This is a genomic window from Bacillus sp. DNRA2, assembly GCF_012843265.1.
Lineage (GTDB): Bacteria > Bacillota > Bacilli > Bacillales > Cytobacillaceae > Bacillus_BU.
On sequence record NZ_JABAIT010000018.1, the window covers coordinates 1 to 16245 of the forward strand.

16 protein-coding genes and 1 riboswitch are annotated in these 16245 nt (G+C 36.9%); of the genes, 12 read left to right on the forward strand and 4 right to left on the reverse strand.

The window, feature by feature from the left end:
* Positions 1-100 precede the first annotated feature (100 nt).
* Positions 101-922 carry a basic amino acid ABC transporter substrate-binding protein gene (locus HHO41_RS15070; RefSeq protein ID WP_169100088.1) on the reverse strand — a complete coding sequence of 274 codons (822 nt, stop codon included), beginning with the start codon at positions 920-922 and terminating at the stop codon, positions 101-103.
* A 340-nt stretch (positions 923-1262) separates the two neighbouring features.
* Between HHO41_RS15070 and HHO41_RS15075 the strand changes: the two genes are divergently transcribed.
* The gene (locus tag HHO41_RS15075) at positions 1263-2060 is read left to right on the forward strand and encodes a S1C family serine protease (RefSeq protein ID WP_169100090.1); all 798 of its coding nucleotides are present in this window, start codon (positions 1263-1265) and stop codon (positions 2058-2060) included.
* Between the two features lie 69 nt (positions 2061-2129).
* Here HHO41_RS15075 and HHO41_RS15080 read toward each other — a convergent pair whose 3' ends face one another.
* Positions 2130-2603, reverse strand: a complete 474-nt coding sequence (locus tag HHO41_RS15080) for a DUF4231 domain-containing protein (RefSeq protein WP_169100092.1) — start codon at positions 2601-2603, stop codon at positions 2130-2132.
* Between the two features lie 167 nt (positions 2604-2770).
* On the opposite strand from HHO41_RS15080, the gene HHO41_RS15085 reads away from it, so the two are divergent.
* From HHO41_RS15085 to HHO41_RS15095, 3 genes are all read left to right on the forward strand, one after another.
* Positions 2771-3202 (forward strand): hypothetical protein, encoded by a 432-nt coding sequence (locus HHO41_RS15085; protein WP_169100094.1) that lies wholly within the window; start codon positions 2771-2773, stop codon positions 3200-3202.
* Positions 3203-3403: 201 nt separating this feature from the next.
* The gene (locus tag HHO41_RS15090) at positions 3404-4510 is read left to right on the forward strand and encodes an NAD(P)/FAD-dependent oxidoreductase (RefSeq protein ID WP_169100096.1); all 1107 of its coding nucleotides are present in this window, start codon (positions 3404-3406) and stop codon (positions 4508-4510) included.
* Entirely contained in the window at positions 4507-5502 is a 996-nt protein-coding gene (locus tag HHO41_RS15095) for a DUF3231 family protein (RefSeq protein WP_169100098.1), read from the forward strand. The genes HHO41_RS15090 and HHO41_RS15095 overlap by 4 nt, the downstream gene beginning before the upstream one ends.
* Positions 5503-5573: 71 nt before the next feature.
* Here the strand turns inward: HHO41_RS15095 and dapA are convergent, their stop codons facing one another.
* Entirely contained in the window at positions 5574-6461 is an 888-nt protein-coding gene (gene dapA / locus HHO41_RS15100; RefSeq protein ID WP_169100100.1) for a 4-hydroxy-tetrahydrodipicolinate synthase, read from the reverse strand.
* Between the two features lie 127 nt (positions 6462-6588).
* Positions 6589-6768: riboswitch (Lysine riboswitch) on the reverse strand.
* Between the two features lie 201 nt (positions 6769-6969).
* Here dapA and HHO41_RS15105 point away from each other — a divergent pair.
* The 8 genes from HHO41_RS15105 to HHO41_RS15140 all read left to right on the forward strand — a co-directional run bounded on the left by HHO41_RS15105 (position 6970) and on the right by HHO41_RS15140 (position 15487).
* Positions 6970-8196: a MerR family transcriptional regulator gene (locus tag HHO41_RS15105; RefSeq protein WP_169100102.1), complete on the forward strand. Its 1227-nt coding sequence runs from the start codon at positions 6970-6972 to the stop codon at positions 8194-8196.
* A 121-nt stretch (positions 8197-8317) separates the two neighbouring features.
* Positions 8318-9577: an MFS transporter gene (locus HHO41_RS15110; RefSeq protein ID WP_169100104.1), complete on the forward strand. Its 1260-nt coding sequence runs from the start codon at positions 8318-8320 to the stop codon at positions 9575-9577.
* 113 nt (positions 9578-9690) lie between these two features.
* Positions 9691-10395, forward strand: coding sequence for a response regulator transcription factor (locus HHO41_RS15115; RefSeq protein WP_169100106.1), 705 nt, complete (start codon positions 9691-9693; stop codon positions 10393-10395).
* On the forward strand, positions 10392-11363 hold the full coding sequence (locus HHO41_RS15120) for a sensor histidine kinase (protein ID WP_169100108.1): 972 nt from the start codon (positions 10392-10394) through the stop codon (positions 11361-11363). The genes HHO41_RS15115 and HHO41_RS15120 overlap by 4 nt, the downstream gene beginning before the upstream one ends.
* Before the next feature lie 69 nt (positions 11364-11432).
* On the forward strand, positions 11433-11609 hold the full coding sequence (locus tag HHO41_RS15125; protein WP_169100110.1) for a hypothetical protein: 177 nt from the start codon (positions 11433-11435) through the stop codon (positions 11607-11609).
* A 484-nt stretch (positions 11610-12093) separates the two neighbouring features.
* Positions 12094-12693: an undecaprenyl-diphosphatase gene (locus tag HHO41_RS15130; RefSeq protein WP_169100112.1), complete on the forward strand. Its 600-nt coding sequence runs from the start codon at positions 12094-12096 to the stop codon at positions 12691-12693.
* A gap of 111 nt (positions 12694-12804) precedes the next feature.
* The gene (locus HHO41_RS15135) at positions 12805-13572 is read left to right on the forward strand and encodes an ABC transporter ATP-binding protein (RefSeq protein ID WP_169100115.1); all 768 of its coding nucleotides are present in this window, start codon (positions 12805-12807) and stop codon (positions 13570-13572) included.
* Complete coding sequence (locus HHO41_RS15140) at positions 13547-15487, forward strand: ABC transporter permease (protein ID WP_169100117.1); 1941 nt, start codon at positions 13547-13549, stop codon at positions 15485-15487. Before HHO41_RS15135 ends, HHO41_RS15140 begins: the two co-directional genes overlap by 26 nt.
* A 50-nt stretch (positions 15488-15537) precedes the next feature.
* On the opposite strand, the gene HHO41_RS15145 is transcribed toward HHO41_RS15140, so the two are convergent.
* A complete protein-coding gene (locus HHO41_RS15145) occupies positions 15538-16107 on the reverse strand; it encodes a M15 family metallopeptidase (RefSeq protein WP_481747100.1) in 570 nt (189 codons plus the stop codon).
* Between the last annotated feature and the right edge of the window lie 138 nt (positions 16108-16245).

Sequence of the window (16245 nt, forward strand, 5' to 3'; positions counted from 1 at the left end):
CATCCCCAACGGGGATAATTATGGAGGAGCCGTATGCGATGACCCGCACGTACGGAACTGTGAGAGGCGCATGAGTAATTCATGCGCCTACTCTATTTTATTACTGTTGTTCTTTTAGCTTTTCAAGATTTGGCTCAGCACCAAACCACTGTTTGTAAATCTTCGCATAAGTACCATTGTCAATCACTGATTTTACTGCAGTATCAAGATCAGATTTTAATTTGCTACCCTTTGGAAGTAGGAATCCAAAGTATTCAGAAGCAAATGCGGTTTCGTCTTCAATTACAACAAGCTTTTCTTTTGGATTGTTTGCTACATATTCTTCAACAACTGTGTTATCAGCAACAACAGCATCAACACCACCGTTTTTCAATTCCATAATTGCAAGTGGGATATTTTCAAACTTCTTCACATTTTCGTTGTTTTTTCCTAAAATGCCCTCTGCAGCTTCTTGTCCAGTTGTACCATTTTGTACTGCAACTTTTTTATCCTTTAAGTCCTCAGCAGTTTTAATCGTACTTCCTTCTTTTACCATAATCATATTAGTTGAAAGGAAATATGGAATTGAGAAATCATATGTTTCCTTACGGTCATCATTAATGGTAATGGCTGAAGCAGAAAGGTCAGCGCGCTTATCACCAATCTCTACAAATAGTGGATCCCAGCCTACGTTATCAATCGTGACATTGTAACCTGCTTCTTTTGCTACCGCTTTAATTAAATCGATATCAAAACCAACGATTTCACCCTTATCCATATATTCGAACGGCGCATATTCAGCAGCTGTTACGACACGTAGGTTCTTGTTTGCCTTGTCTTTTGAGTCAGTACCCTCTGACTTATCCTTATTAGTACCACAAGCTGATAAAACTAAGGTAAAAGATAGTAACATAATAAAAAACATTGTCCATTTTTTGCTCATTTAATAAATTCCTCCTAATTCATTGTGTTTTTTACGCGGTTGATAGATTATTTATATCTAAAAATATTTTTTCAACAAAATTTATTATAATGTGTTTTGTTTATTTATGCAATAAAACGTATAAATAATCTTATATTAAAATAAGAAATTAATACCTCTTCTTCTGCAGTGTCGATTTTTTTACATTAAAGCTTTTCGCCATTAGTTTCTATGACCTCTTTATCTTTATCCTTGCATGGAATCACTGAAATTATGCAATCGATTGAAAGCACTTAAATCAAGTATAATAGGAATTATGGTACAGTAACTAATAATTCGAGTGGTGGGGGAAGTGAATGCAATGGAGCATAATAGCGAAGATCAGCAAAGATTTGATGAGCCATCTCTTGAAGATTTTTTAGTGGAAGAAATTGATCCTAGCAAAGAAAAATGGATAAAGCGGCGAAAAAATATGATTCGCTCCGGGGCTGCAGTGATAGCACTTGTGTTTTTAATTAGCACATTTTCAGTGTTTTCCACATATATTAACCTTCCTGCGATGGAGTTTTTAAAAATATCTTTTCAGCTTTCACAACGTGACGATATTAAGCGGTATAAAAGAGCAGTCGTTGCAGTAGAAGGCAATAATGTTAAAGGAACCGGCTTTAATATTTCTAAAGAAGGGTATATTATTACAAATTTTCATGTTATCGAAGATATGAAGCAAATTTTGGTTCATTTTTCAGATGGACACACTTTTAAAGCAAAAGTTGATAAGAAATATCCTAACGTGGACCTGGCATTTTTGGAGATTGCTGGAGAGAACCTACCAGAACTTGATCTGGCGAAAGGTTTAGAAGCGTTAAATGGAGAGAAGGTATTTGTGATCGGAAATCCATTGGCATTTTATCAGATTGCCAATAGGGGGAAAATGATTGGGTTAAGAGAAGTAAACGGTATAGAGATTCCCGTCCTTGAAGTGACTGCACCAGTTTACCGTGGAAATAGTGGGAGTCCAGTAATTGATGAAGAAGGTAAAGTTGTGGCGGTTGTGTTCGCCTCAACAATCCCTAAGGTAAATTCAGGCGAAGCTATTGAGGGACTGGCTATTCCAATCGATGAAGTTGTAACGCGTTTACCTAGTGGGCTGGAGGAATAAAAAAGAGTCACCTCAATTAGTGACTTTTTTACAAAATGAATATTGTGGGGTAAGTTGATTATGTCAATATTATTTGTATAGCCTTTCTTCTTGCTCAGTCAAGTTTTGTTCTTCTTTGATTTTCGACCATGTTTTAACATCATCGTAACAAATATCTTGAAGCCGTTCTTTATATCTTGTTAACGCTTTGACAGATATTTGCTCCTCAGATTCTCCAGCGATATAAAATTCTAAATCTCGCTTTAATTCTCTCAGGCTCGTCAAGGTTTTGACATCCTTAACCCAGAGGCTACGGTGATTGTAAAATCCTTCAATTCCATTAAAAATTGTAATAAGTGCGGACAGTAGTATGGTGATATCTGTAATGATGTTGTTTTGTATACTATTAAGTCCTAATAAAACAGTGACGAGTGCTGATCCAATTATTGACGATAGCTTCAGGATAATGGCTTTATTCTTATGGCGTTCTCGTCGTTTTTCGAAAATGTGAATCGTATGATCTATATCTTTAAATAAAAGATCTAATTTCACCTGATTTTGCATATGTTATTTTCCTTTCATGCAAAGTGATGTGGAACAATCTTTTTGATTATCATATTCACATAATAATGTTTTGCACCATCATCAATTAAAGGTAAAATGTGAGTAGGAATACCACCTTTTGTTCGTTCAGATTTTATTCCAAATCCAATGAAAGCAGTGATTGGGTTATGAAAAAGTCAAAGGTAGTGTACTTCTTTACGGGAACTTTACTTGTGTTTATTGGTGTTGGAGGGGTAGTTTGTGGTTTGATGCTGATGCTAAAACCGAACGGGGAGTATTTACAGTTGAGCGAGAATCTCATCAATCATTCTCCGTTTGAAACTTATTTCATTCCGGGACTAGCATTATTTTCAGTTAACGGTGTATTAAGTTTGGTTGGAGCCTTATTATCATTTAAAAACCACCGTTTTTCTGGCTTAATGACAATGGGGCTTGGTGTGGCAATGATTATCTGGATTCTTGCGGAGGTTTATTGGGTAAACGAGTATAGCTTCTTGCAACCAACTATGTTTGGCGTCGGAGTGATTGAGCTAATATTGGGGTACGTTCAGTATTCGCAGCATCCCGAAAATCTGAGAAAGAATACAATCAATCTATGATTATCGATAAACTTAATAAATATGAAATCTTGTGCATAGGACTTGTGGAAATCGTTTCATCGAGTCCTTTTGTGTTTTCTTGTGAGCTACTTCACTTTATAAAATAGTAAATCCTCAACAAAATTGGAAATTAATTTACATTTTTCAAACTGAGGCCGGGAATACTTTGTTTGTAAAAACAAAACTGGGAGATGTTTTCCAATGAATATTGCCATCATGGGTGCGGGTTTATCAGGTTTGGCATGTGCGATAACACTTGAGAAAAATGGGATTAGGCCAACCATTTATGAGAAAAGAGACAAAATTGGCGACAGGTTTGTTAACGGTGAAACACTCATGTCTATTTTTTCTGGACCTTCGCAAGATTCGATTGCAACATTGGCAGACAAATATGGGATTTTTCTTAATCCAACTGCCCATATCAGGAGAATCAAGATTTTTTCAAAAGAGGAAACAGCAGAAATCAAGACACCACTTGGATTTATTAATATTCGTGGAAGAGATGAAAAGTCTTTTGAATCACATTTAGCGAAACAAGTTCAATCGTCCATTCAGTTCAATTCAGTGAAGACTTACGAACAATTGCTTCAGGAGCATACGCATGTTGTGATGGCAACAGGTGATGGTGCATACGTAAAAGCATTGGGGAATTTTAGCGAAGATTTAACAGTTTCAATAAAAGGAGCGACCATTGAGGGGAGCTTTGACAGCAATACTGTGATGGCATGGTTGGATTATGAATTGGCTCCATTTGGATATTGCTTTTTCATTCCATTTTCAGAAAAAGAGGGATCACTATCTGTTGCGATTCCAGATTTGCTGGAAAATCAAGGAGTGGAGATTGAAGTACTATTCGAACAATTAATTGGAAAGCTTCGTTCCGAGTGGAAACAGGAATTAAAAATAACCGACCAATTCCAAATCACTCACTATTCAATCGGAATATGCCGTTCAGCACGAATTGGGAATACATTCTTTATCGGTAATTGCTTCGGGACCATGATGCCCTTTATGGGATTCGGGCAATATTGCTCTTTGTTAAGTGGAGTGTTTGCTGCCTTTGATTTATGCGGAAAAGGAAATTATCAAGAATTAATGCAACCCCTTCGAAGTAGTTATGAAAATTCATTAATTCTCCGAAGAGGTATGGAGCAATTAACCAATCGTGGAATCGATAGCATCATTCGAGGATTGGATGGATATTGGGGGGAGAAATTGTTTCAGACGAAAGTGTTTGATCCTTTAAAAGTAGCGAGTTACTTATTGCGCCCCTATATTTATTTGAAGAAAGGAGTAAGCCAATTTTGAAAAATAAAGAGATGATAGCGTTAACATCATCAGAACTCGGATACCTATGGACTGGTTACTCAATAAACGAAATGTCAATCTGGTATTTGAAGACCTTTTACGAACATGCGGAAGATCAAGAAATCAAAGAGCTATTCAGCTTTGCGATAGAAATTGCCCAGAAATTGCTAATCAAAAGAAAGGAGTTATTGTCAAAAGAGGGGTATCCGTTACCTGCAGGATTCTCAAAAAGCGATATGAATCCAACTGCACCAATGATATTCACCGATCGATTCTTCCTATCTTATTTGCTAAATGGATCACGTTTAGGTGCTGAATTTCATATTCGCGCACTCTTTTTTTCGACCAGGGCCGATGTAATAAATTATCATAAAAGCTGTATAACTGATGTGATTCAATTAAATGATAGAGTAGTCAATTTGATGCTGAATAAAGGAGTTTATTGGCGCACTCCAACTTTACCAGCTCCTACCAGTCAAGAAAAAATACATAAACCAAGCTATTTGGATGGATGGCTGGGTGATACTAGGCCCTTGAACAGTATGGAAATGGCGAATCTTTATGTAATTGTTGAATTATTAATTTTAATTGAAACAATTTGTATAGGTTTTGCACAAACGACAACCTCAGCTGAAATATCCGATATATTTTTGAAAGGTAGAAACATCGCTAAAGAGCATTATCATAGTCTATACGACATGTTATCAGATGATGATTTACCGATTCCCCCGAGCTATACTGCTGAACTAACTGACTCTAAGACAAGAGTATTTTCAGACCGAATGATGATTTGTCATTTAGCCGGTTTATTTGGTTCGCTTATTTCTCAATATGGATTTGCGCTGGGTTCGGTAATGAAGCATGATTTACTCAAGGAATATTCGACCCAAATCAGTAAATCAGGTATCTTTGCGGAAAAATTAACGAAATTACTTATTCAGAAAGAATGGCTAGAAAAGGTTCCGGGAGCAATAACTAGAAAAGATGCCTAACAGCCGGTATTTTAGGATAGTAAATACAAATGGCCACTAGACTGAGCAAGTGGCCATCAACATTTGGTGCACTAATTAAGCACGTTAATTTTTCCTTGCTTTAGCGCAGTTACTAGTGCTTGAGTTTCTTTATCATCCAGAGGCACTAATGGCAAACGAACACCGCCAACATTAACACCAGCCAAATTAAGTGCGGTTTTCACAGGCGTTGGATTCGGCGCAGCAAATAAAGCCTTCATTGTTGGAAGTAGTTGACGATGGGCGGCTGCAGCAATACGTAAATGTCCATTTTTGAAATGGTTGATCATATCTTGCATTTCGTTACCAATAATGTGAGCAGCAACCGATACAACCCCTGCACCGCCAATTGCTAGAATTGGTAAAGTTAGGCTGTCATCACCACTGTACAATAGAAAGTCTTCAGGAGTTCTTTCAATTATTTCTGCCATCGCATCAAGGTTCCCACTCGCTTCTTTAATCGCAACAATATTGTTGATTTCAGAAAGACGAACAACTGTGTCAACGGCTAAATTGACAACACTTCTCCCAGGAATATTATAAAGCATGATCGGTAATGTTGTTGCTTCAGCTATAGCCTTAAAGTGCTGATACATTCCCTCTTGATTTGGTTTGTTGTAGTAAGGGGTAACGAGCATGATTCCATCTACGCCAGCTTCCTCGGCTAATCTAGTTAAAATGATGGATGCTCTAGTGTTATTCGATCCTGTTCCAGCAATAACAGGAACCCGGCCAGCAACAATCTCAACAACAAACTGAAATAAAGCCACTTTTTCATCCGAAGTAAGTGTAGGGGATTCCCCGGTAGTACCTGCCACGACAATCGCATCAGTACCATTTGCGATTAAATGATTGACGAGTGCTCTCGTCGAATTAAAATCAATATCACCATTTTCGTCAAATGGTGTAACCATTGCTGTTAAAACTTGTCCAAAACTCATATTTTCCTCATCCTTTTTATAATTTTATTAAAAAATTAGAGGGATAAGGCTACTCGAAAATCAACGCAAAAAAGCAACAACGAGGGATTCGCTGTTGCAAAAGAACATAAACTAAAGACGTTCCGATGCGTGAGATAGCCCTCCATATAGAATTCCTATATGACAGTTCTGCACTTATTTAATGCAGACCCAGCTTCAAGAATAATGAGATTCTCTCAACTTCGGCAAATTCCCCTTTCGGCAATTATCACTGGATCTCATTGTCCTCCAATCGCTTACTAATGGTCTCTGCGCCTCTATACTCACTTCAAAAGGTTTGAAGTAAGAAAAATATTTAATTGTCTGTAATATAACAAATATTCCCCCATATATCAAGAGTAATTTCTAACTTGAAAGAAAATTGAATAACTTTGCATTCGCCTAGATAAATCATCTTTCAAATGGTGACATGGATAATGTTAAGGATATAATGAAAAAGTAGGAGTTTGTTACGTTTGAGGTGATGCAGATGAAAATTGGTCAATTTGCTAAATTGAACGAAGTTAGTGTCGATACCATTCGCCATTATATGGATATGGGTTTAATCGTCCCTGAGAAAAAGGGCGGGCAGTACAATTTTGATAATCGCTGCCAAGAAGATTTGGAAATGATTTCAGAATTTAAAGCAATGGGATTTCAATTAAATGAAATTAAATTATTTTTCTTTTATAAGAATATTGGCAAATTGACGGAGTATGAAGAAGATGCCTATTATCAATCACTATTTCTAACGAAGCGTGATAAGGTAGAAAAAGAAATCAACACTTTGCAGCAAATAAAAGAAAAACTGGATAGAAAACTGGAACAATTATCTAAAAGAAGTTATCATTCAAAAGCTAATACAGGGATACAAATTCATTCATTAAATTGGCTAAAATGCTCTAACTGTGGTCAATCGCTTAGTCTTGAAAATGGTTCCATTAGTCAGAATCAAGTGATTGAGGGCATCCTTTCTTGTGGCTGTGAGCTTGAGCATACCATTCAATCCGGAATTATTGTTGTTAATCAACCATTTATCCCATCACCGGATGACCTCCAACTCGAAAGCCATATGAATGAATACATTATGATTACCGATTCAGACTACTTGCAAAATATATATAACAGTCTGCAGTGGTCCAAACGTAAATTAGATGGTTTAAATTTGCAACAAAAAGTGCTACTTGAGTTGGGCTCAGGAGTAGGTATATTCCTACGTAATATGTATGATGATTTACCTGAGGATTGTCTTTATATCGCAGTTGATCATAATCTAGAAAAGCTTCGGTTTTTAAAGGGTATACTTGAAAGGACGAATCTGAAACGAAATGTGTTGTTTATTTGTGCAGACTTCATGGAAATCCCCATTGTACATCATTCAATCGATATTTTAATTGATCATACAGGCTCAAGCAATTATTCGTTTGAGAATGAAAGTTTTTTACTAAAGAAAGTGAATCATCTTGTTAAAGAAAACGGATATTTATTGGGATCCTTTTTCATATTTAATCGATTCAGCAGTAAGAGTAAGATTACCCCGAAAGTAAGATCAAATTTTTCATTCCCAATCATAAAGAATCATATCGTTGAGTTGAAGTATGAGTTAATTGAGGAAAAAGCGTCTGATATTCTTAACCATGGGGGAAAGTATGAAGACTTTTTCGTTAAGGGTGAAGAGGTTTATACATATTCATACTTTGGGAAAAGGTCGGGTTAACCCGACCTTTTTTACAATTTCATTCGAAAATTTAGTTATTTGCCTACTTGATATGGAGTTGACCCGACCACTTAAACTTTAGGAAAGAACAAAGTTAAAGTTTAGGTGGGGTGAATTTAAGATGGATGTGATTCCATATACGATTTACAAGGGAAAGGGTCGGATTGAAGGAAGAAACTTGTTCCTTTATGCTACAAGCAAAACGGTTTCGTTGTTTGGGTCAGCACTTTTTAATTTTGCAATAGGATTGTATGTATTAAAGCTGACTGCTTCCCCGTTAAGCTTTGCGATTACACTCATGCTCGGGGTTGTCCCAATGATATTGATTTTTCCATTTGCGGGTGTCATTGCCGATAAAGTAAATAAAAAGAAACTTGTTGTAACAATGGATTTCCTCAGTGGATTGTTACTTCTCATAGTCTACCTAGGGTCAGGCTGGTTTCGCCTTAATGTTATTATCATTTATATAGCGACCTTTTTGCTTACGGTTTTCACCACTTTTTTTGCTGTTGGACTGGAAGCTGCAAAGCCTAACGTTGTATCAGAGCATCGATTAATGAGTATTAATTCTATAAGTAAATCAATTGATTCGCTGGCGATGATTCTTGGCCCAATGCTCGGTGGTGTTGCTTATGGTGTGTTAGATATTAAGTTGTTCATTGTTTTTAATAGTGTTTCATTTTTTGTATCTGGATTATTGATATTGCTAATGGATTTTAGCTTTAATAAGACAGAATCTGGGCTTAAAGTGAAAATCAAAGTATTTGAAGATATGAAGGATGGTTTTCGCTATTTAGCTCAAAGAAAAAGCATGATGAGATTGTTTGTTCTTTTGATAGCCATTAACTTTTTCACTGGTTATGCAATCACAGTTCCATTGCCATATATCGTCGTTGAGGTATTTGAGCTTACAGCAAAGGATTTGGGGATTATTCAAGGTTCTATGCCAATTGGAATGTTGGCCGGAGCATTGCTTGTTAAGCGTATTATGGCGTGGTTTGCCTATCAAAAGATGTTGAGGGAGATTAGTAACGGTTTGGCTTTATGCATGGTATTGCTGGGAGTGCCCTTGATTCTTGAAGCGCTTCAGTTTTCAAACATAGTCTTGATTCTCTATTACTGCTGTATCATGTTCTTTATTGGGTTTTCAGTGGCACTCATTGATATACCGATGGCCTACACTATGCAAACTGAAATACCAGATGAATATCGAGGAAGAGTATTAAGCATCGGAATTAGTATCGCAAAAGTCATGCTCCCTTTGGCTGTATTGCTTTCGGGTTTTCTATTAAAATGCTTACCTGCGTATATAATGCCAATCTCAGGAGGTATGCTATTTTTCCTCGTTAACTTGAGAACATTTGTAAAAAATAAAATCTGATATTATGGTTTTCATACATTTGTTTAAGTATCTAAAAAGTCTGCTATGTTTCCAATCGCAAATTTGCTATCTTTGAAATGTAAGCTTAAGGTTTTGGTGTTGGAGGGATTCGTTTGGAAAAAATCTTGATTGTTGAAGATGATGTAAAAATTGCTGAATTGCTTCAATCATACTTAGAAAGATATGGATATGAAGGGAAAGTCGTAACAAAATTTGACCAGGTGTTAATAGACTTCGAACAATTTCAACCTCATTTAGTATTATTGGATATAAACTTGCCAACCTTTGACGGATACTACTGGTGCAGACAAATCCGGACAATCTCCACTTGTCCAATTATTTTTATCTCGGCAAGAAGTGGTGATATGGACCAAGTGATGGCATTGGAAAATGGTGGAGATGATTATATTACAAAGCCATTTCATTACGAAGTGATTATGGCCAAAATTCGCAGTCATTTGAGACGCGTTTATGGGGAGTACGCCCCTAAATTAGCGGAGCGGCTTGTTGAACTAGAAGGACTCATTCTTTATCCAGAACGACTAGAAGCATCGCTTAATGGAATTACTACCATATTTACCAAAAAGGAAGCCGAACTTTTGGAAATGTTTTTAATCGGCTACCCTAAAATTATGAGCCGCAATAAGATTTTGGAAAAATTGTGGGATGATATGAGCTTTGTTGATGATAATACTGTCAGCGTTAATATGACCAGGTTGAGAAAAAAGTTGGCTGAGATGGGCGTTGAAGGTGCAATTGAAACAGTGCGCGGTGCAGGCTACCGTCTAAACCCAACCTGGAAAAAGGAGTCACAATGAAGCTGTTTATCCGAGAACATATCCCATTGCTTATTTTCTCATTGATTCAGCTTACGGTTGTGTTGGCCGTCATTTGGTTTGCAGGGTTCCGTAGTATTCTTATATTAAGCTATGCGGCATTTTTATTCGTTTTTATCATGATTCTTTATCTTGCTTTCAGATATTTTAGTGAAGCAAGGCTTTATAACAAGCTTTCAGCCCCCCCACATACATTAGATGAGTCTATTACCGTTACAAATAGTTCACCACTTGCAATGGCAATTGATAATATGGTTGATAAACAATATCGGCAATATCAGGAACAGCTTGGGAAATGGGAGGAAAAGCAACAAGACCGCATTACTTTTATGAATCAATGGGTTCATCAAATGAAAACACCGCTTTCTGTGATTGAATTAATTACTCAAAACGAGGATGACCCTCGCTTTGAAAGTATTGCTGAAGAAACTTTAAGACTGCGCAAAGGCCTAGAAATGGCACTTTATACATCACGCCTGGAATCTTTCACAGAGGATTTTTTTGTTCAAGAAGTTAGCTTGTTTGAAATTACGAGTAAGGTAGTCTCTGATAACAAGCAATATTTTATTCGAAATTACGTTTATCCAGAATTAAAAGTGGACCAATATCTCAAAATAAAAACAGACGGGAAATGGCTTCGTTTTGTTCTTGACCAAATTATCACGAATGCAATTAAATATTCCGTTGGTTCTCGTGAGAAAATCACCATTACTTCTCTAAAAAACAATAATAATGTCATTCTTGAAATTACTGACAGAGGTGTGGGAATACCAACCTCAGATTTACCGAGGGTGTTTCAGCCGTTTTTTACTGGGGAAAATGGACGATTGTTTAAGGAATCGACTGGAATGGGTTTGTATTTAGTGAAGGATGTTTTAGGAAAATTAAATCATTCTATTGAGTTGGATTCAAAGGTTGGGGAAGGAACAACAGTGCGGATCATTTTCTGATCACAGTAATCTTTATCACTGAATCTGAGTAACTCTTTGTCTATATTTAATGGTAGGAGGTGTTGAATAATGAAGGTAAAATATCTAGCAAAAGGCGAATTTGATATTAAAGAAATCAAAGCCGAGCTTAAGCCATTTGGTGGCAAGTGCGCTAAATTCGTCGACGATAAGCTTGAATACATGATTGATTCAGAAAGCAAGGATGCTGCTTACCAGCATATGAAGGAAAAAGGTTACATAGAGTAATTCAGAAAAGCATGTGTGGACCGCACATGCTTTTATATTTGCGAGTTTATTCCGGTTTACTCAGCCAAATAGCGCTAAACTAGCGTATTTTTTTGTGGTTAATTAGTGGGGGGACACAGAAGACCTTATTTCGAGAAAAAGGACAAGCTTTAGGGTCGTAGCGGACACGGAAGACCTTATATTGGCGAAAAGCTTATCATACCACACTAATTTAGGCAAATAGGGTATCCTGTGTCCGCTAAAAATCAAATATTGGAATTTTAATAAAAATAAGGTCTCTAATGTCCCTTAACAAAGCAGACCAAAATCAAAAACTGTGATTTTACGCCAAAATCCTATTAAGTATTTGAACCACACTCAGTAAAAGCACCATATCATACCTTAAATCTTACACCCCTGTCACCTTTGTGAAAGGAACTTCGATAGGAACTCATCCAATCTTCAGCTATAGTCTCCTTATATAAAGAAAAGGAGAGTACTATGAATGAACTTATCTGAGTTAAATATTAAATGGTTCCGTTCAATTAACGACCTCGGAATAAACCATCCTGTTATGAATCCAATCTTTGAATTTTTTGCGGAATATACAGTGTTAATGCTGATGATGGGTACTATTGTCTTTTGGTTTACACGTAAGGGAAAAAATCGCATCATGTTGTTGAATGCTGGTATTTCATTTGTTCTTGCCGAAATCCTCGGTAAGCTTGCTGGGCAACTTCATTCAAATAATCAACCCTTCGCCGAGCTGGATAATGTCAATCAGCTCATTAACAAGGCCATCGACAATTCGTTTCCAAGTGATCATACGATTTTGTTATTTTCAGTGAGTTTTTCGATTTGGTTTTTTCGTAAAAAGCAAGGCCTTTCATGGATGGCCTTGGCGGTTGTGACTGCCATATCAAGAATTGGAGTAGGCGTACATTTTCCATTCGACGTGCTTGCTGGTGCGTTAATTGCTATGAGTTCTGCTTTCATCATTTATTGGTTGAATTCCAAGCTAAATTTTTCAAAAAAGATTCTATCCATTTATGAAAAAATAGAGAAAATGATACTGACCCAAAAAAAGCAATCAAAGGAAATGTAAAGCTCAATCTTACACAGTTGTAAGATAATTGAAAGGTTAATCAATAGGTGTTCCAACGTATTTTGGGTAGACTGAAATTAGAAAAGATGGATTAGAAGGGGAGTAACTAGCATGGAAACACTAAAAGTTGAAAAATTAACAAAAATCTATAACGGAAAAGTTTCTTATAAAGCCTTATCCAATATTGATTTGACAATAAAGCAAGGTGAATTTGTTGGTATCATGGGACCATCCGGCAGTGGAAAAACAACACTGTTAAATGTGATTTCGACCATTGATACACCGACATCTGGAGAGGTTTTCATTAATGGGAAGAATCCACATACGCTAAATCCGGAACAACTTGCTGCCTTTCGTCGTCAGCAGCTTGGATTTGTATTCCAATCATTTAATCTATTGCCTACTTTGACAGTGAAGGAAAACATCCTGTTGCCTTTGACCCTTGATGGTACGGATATTAAGGAAATGAACGTGAAATTAACGGAAATTGCAGTGAAACTTGGAATAGAAGAGATTCTTGATAAGCGAACGTATGAAATTTCAGGTGGTCAAGCACAGCGAACTGCAATTGCCAGGGCCACAATTCATCAACCACAGTTATTACTAGCTGATGAGCCTACCGGGAACCTAGATTCAAAATCTGCCCGGGACGTGATGGAACTATTGTTAAAATTAAATAAAGCGGATACAACGATGATGCTTGTTACACATGATCCAATGGCAGCCAGCTATTGCAGTCGGGTTATTTTCATCAAAGATGGTGAGCTTTATAACGAAATCTATAATGGTGACAGCCGGCAGGTGTTCTATCAAAAGATCATGAATGTACTGTCGCTTTTAGGAGGGGATACTCATGACTTTTCGGCAATTCGCATTTAATAATGTCGCTCGAAACAAACGAGTTTATTTAGGACATTTTTTAAGTAGCACGTTTGCGGTCATCATCTTTTTTACATTTGGTCTAATCGCCTATCATCCTGCTTTAAAGGGGAATATTACAGAACTTAGTCAAACAATGAATTCTTTTGGGAAAGGAAGCTTTCAAGTTTCACAATACATTATCTACATTTTTTCGATTTTCTTTATTCTTTATTCTGTAAGTTCGTTCTTAAAAAAGCGGAAGCGGGAATTCGGAATAATGATGATACTGGGGCTATCACCACGACAATTCAACAAGCTTGTATTTTATGAAAATATCATCATAGGAACGATGGCAACGATTATCGGAATAGGAATGGGTTTGGTTTTTTCAAAATTAATCCTGCTTGTGTCAGCGTCTATTCTGACTGTGGAGAAGGGGTTACCGTTCTATTTTCCTAGTAAGGCGATTGCTATTACAGGCATAGGTTTTACAGTATTGTTTCTGATTATTTCATTTTTCACCTCTAAAATGATCAGAGTGACGAAGTTGGTTGAGTTAATTAAGTCTGAAGAGAAACCAAAGTCAACCCCGAAAGCTTCGATTTTTTTGTCAGCTTTGGCAATGCTGCTGATTGGAGCTGGCTATGCGGTCGTATTTTATTTCACTATGTTTGCTAAAGAAATGTCTACTCAGGCTGTGTTCACCTATATAGGTATGACGGTTTTGCTCGTTTGTGCTGGAACATACTTTTTCTTTACACAGCTAAGTGTCTATACACTTAAAGCGGTTAAAGGTAACGAGCGCTTGTTTTTTAAGAAAACAAATATTCTATCCGTATCTGAGCTTGTCTATCGAATTAAGGATAATGCCGTAACATTTTTTCTTGTTTCAGTTCTTTCAGCGGTTGCCTTTACAGCCATTGGAACCTCTTCAGCAGTAGGGGATGTATTGATTAATCAGCTAGATACACCATATGCGATTGAATATGAATCTTATTTGGGGAACACACATGAACAGGGGCATATTGCTGTAATTGAAAATGAGTTGAAAAAACAAGAGTTGCCCTACACACTCGTTTCGTATGTCGGACTCACAGGAAATGTCCAAACAATAAAAGCATCAGATTACAATAAATATGCAAAGCAGTTAGGCTATAAGACAGTAGATATAGAAAATCCATCAGAAACAGTTGCGATAAAGGGCTCAACAGCGGAAAATAATCCAAATAAGGGGTCTAAATTGACTTTGCATGAAGGAATGGAAAAGGTTAGAATCAAGCAAATTGTAACCAATAAGTACTTTGGTGATTTTTTTCCAATTTATATATTAGCTGACGAAAACTTTACGGCGTTAGCGGAACAGATTAAGAAGGACGGGAACGGTTCGCTAAGAATAAAAAATTATTATGACTTTTTAGTTAAAGATTGGAAGGATACCTGGTCTGTGGCGAAAAAAGTTGCGCCAGAAATGAAAAACAGAACAGGTCAGCAAGATTATTATGTAACTTTTTTAAGTTTACAATGGAATATGATTCAGCAATTAAACGGAATCTTCTCAATCTTGACGGTACTTGTAGGTATTGTATTCTTTGTCTTTGCTTCAAGTTTCCTATATTTCAGATTATTTACCGATTTAGAGAAGGACCAAGAGAAATACCGTATGCTCACGAAAATTGGACTTGGTAGAAAGGAACTTAGCAAAGTAGTAACGCGTGAAATGAGTGTATTGTTTTTTCTACCGTTTGTTATCGCAATGATTCATAGCAGTGTTGCCTACCTGGCCTTACAAGTATTAGTAGAGCGCACGGCCGGTTCAGTTACACTAGCTGATAATTTTGCTGTAGTGTTAGGGAGCTTCTTTTTGTTTCATTTAATCTACTTTTTCATTATGAGGAAATCATATTTAACGCAGCTAAATAAAGAAATCTATTAAAAAAGTCCTAATGAGCCATTTTCATGGTTCATTAGGACTTTTTACTATCTTTAAGATTGCCCATTCACAGTTAAGGCCCCATCAGGTGGACGCTCGCCCCGCTGCAAATCATCGATGGCCAGACCAAAATTCATTTCTAAATGAGGGTAATCCTTAAAATTAATCCAGTCTCCACCCCACTCAAAGCCAAGTTCTTTTGCTAACGTCACGACCTCAGACCAATCTGCGATACCATTTCCGTTTCCATCGAATTGTCGGTCCCAAAGCACGTTTCCTCCGCTATCCTTCAGAGCGAAATCAACAGCAAGTCCATAATTATGATAGGATTCTCCACCTCTAGCATGCGTGACAATATTCCCTTCGGTTGACCTGCCTTGTTCATACAATATATCCTGATCTGCGATGCTGCGGAAGCCGTCAGTAATAATCACAACGATTCCTTTTGAAGCCGCTTGTTCTATTAAAAGATTAGTGCGCTCCTCAACAATCGGGTGAAGTGAGGTAGGCATTTCGCTTGTTTGAGTTACGATTGATTTTGAAACGAACTGAAAGTAAATGAAAATAGCGATGGTGATTAGGATGACCGTGGTGAAGGTATTTCGAATCCATTTTATTTTCAAGGGAGATGTTCCTTTCATACGAAACTATCATCATATTACTATAGACGATTAATATTGGAAGATAGTTTCAAGAGAGGGTGATAATTTTAATTCTCCATTTTAAAAATTTATGGGAAAATGAGAGAATTAGTAGTAGAA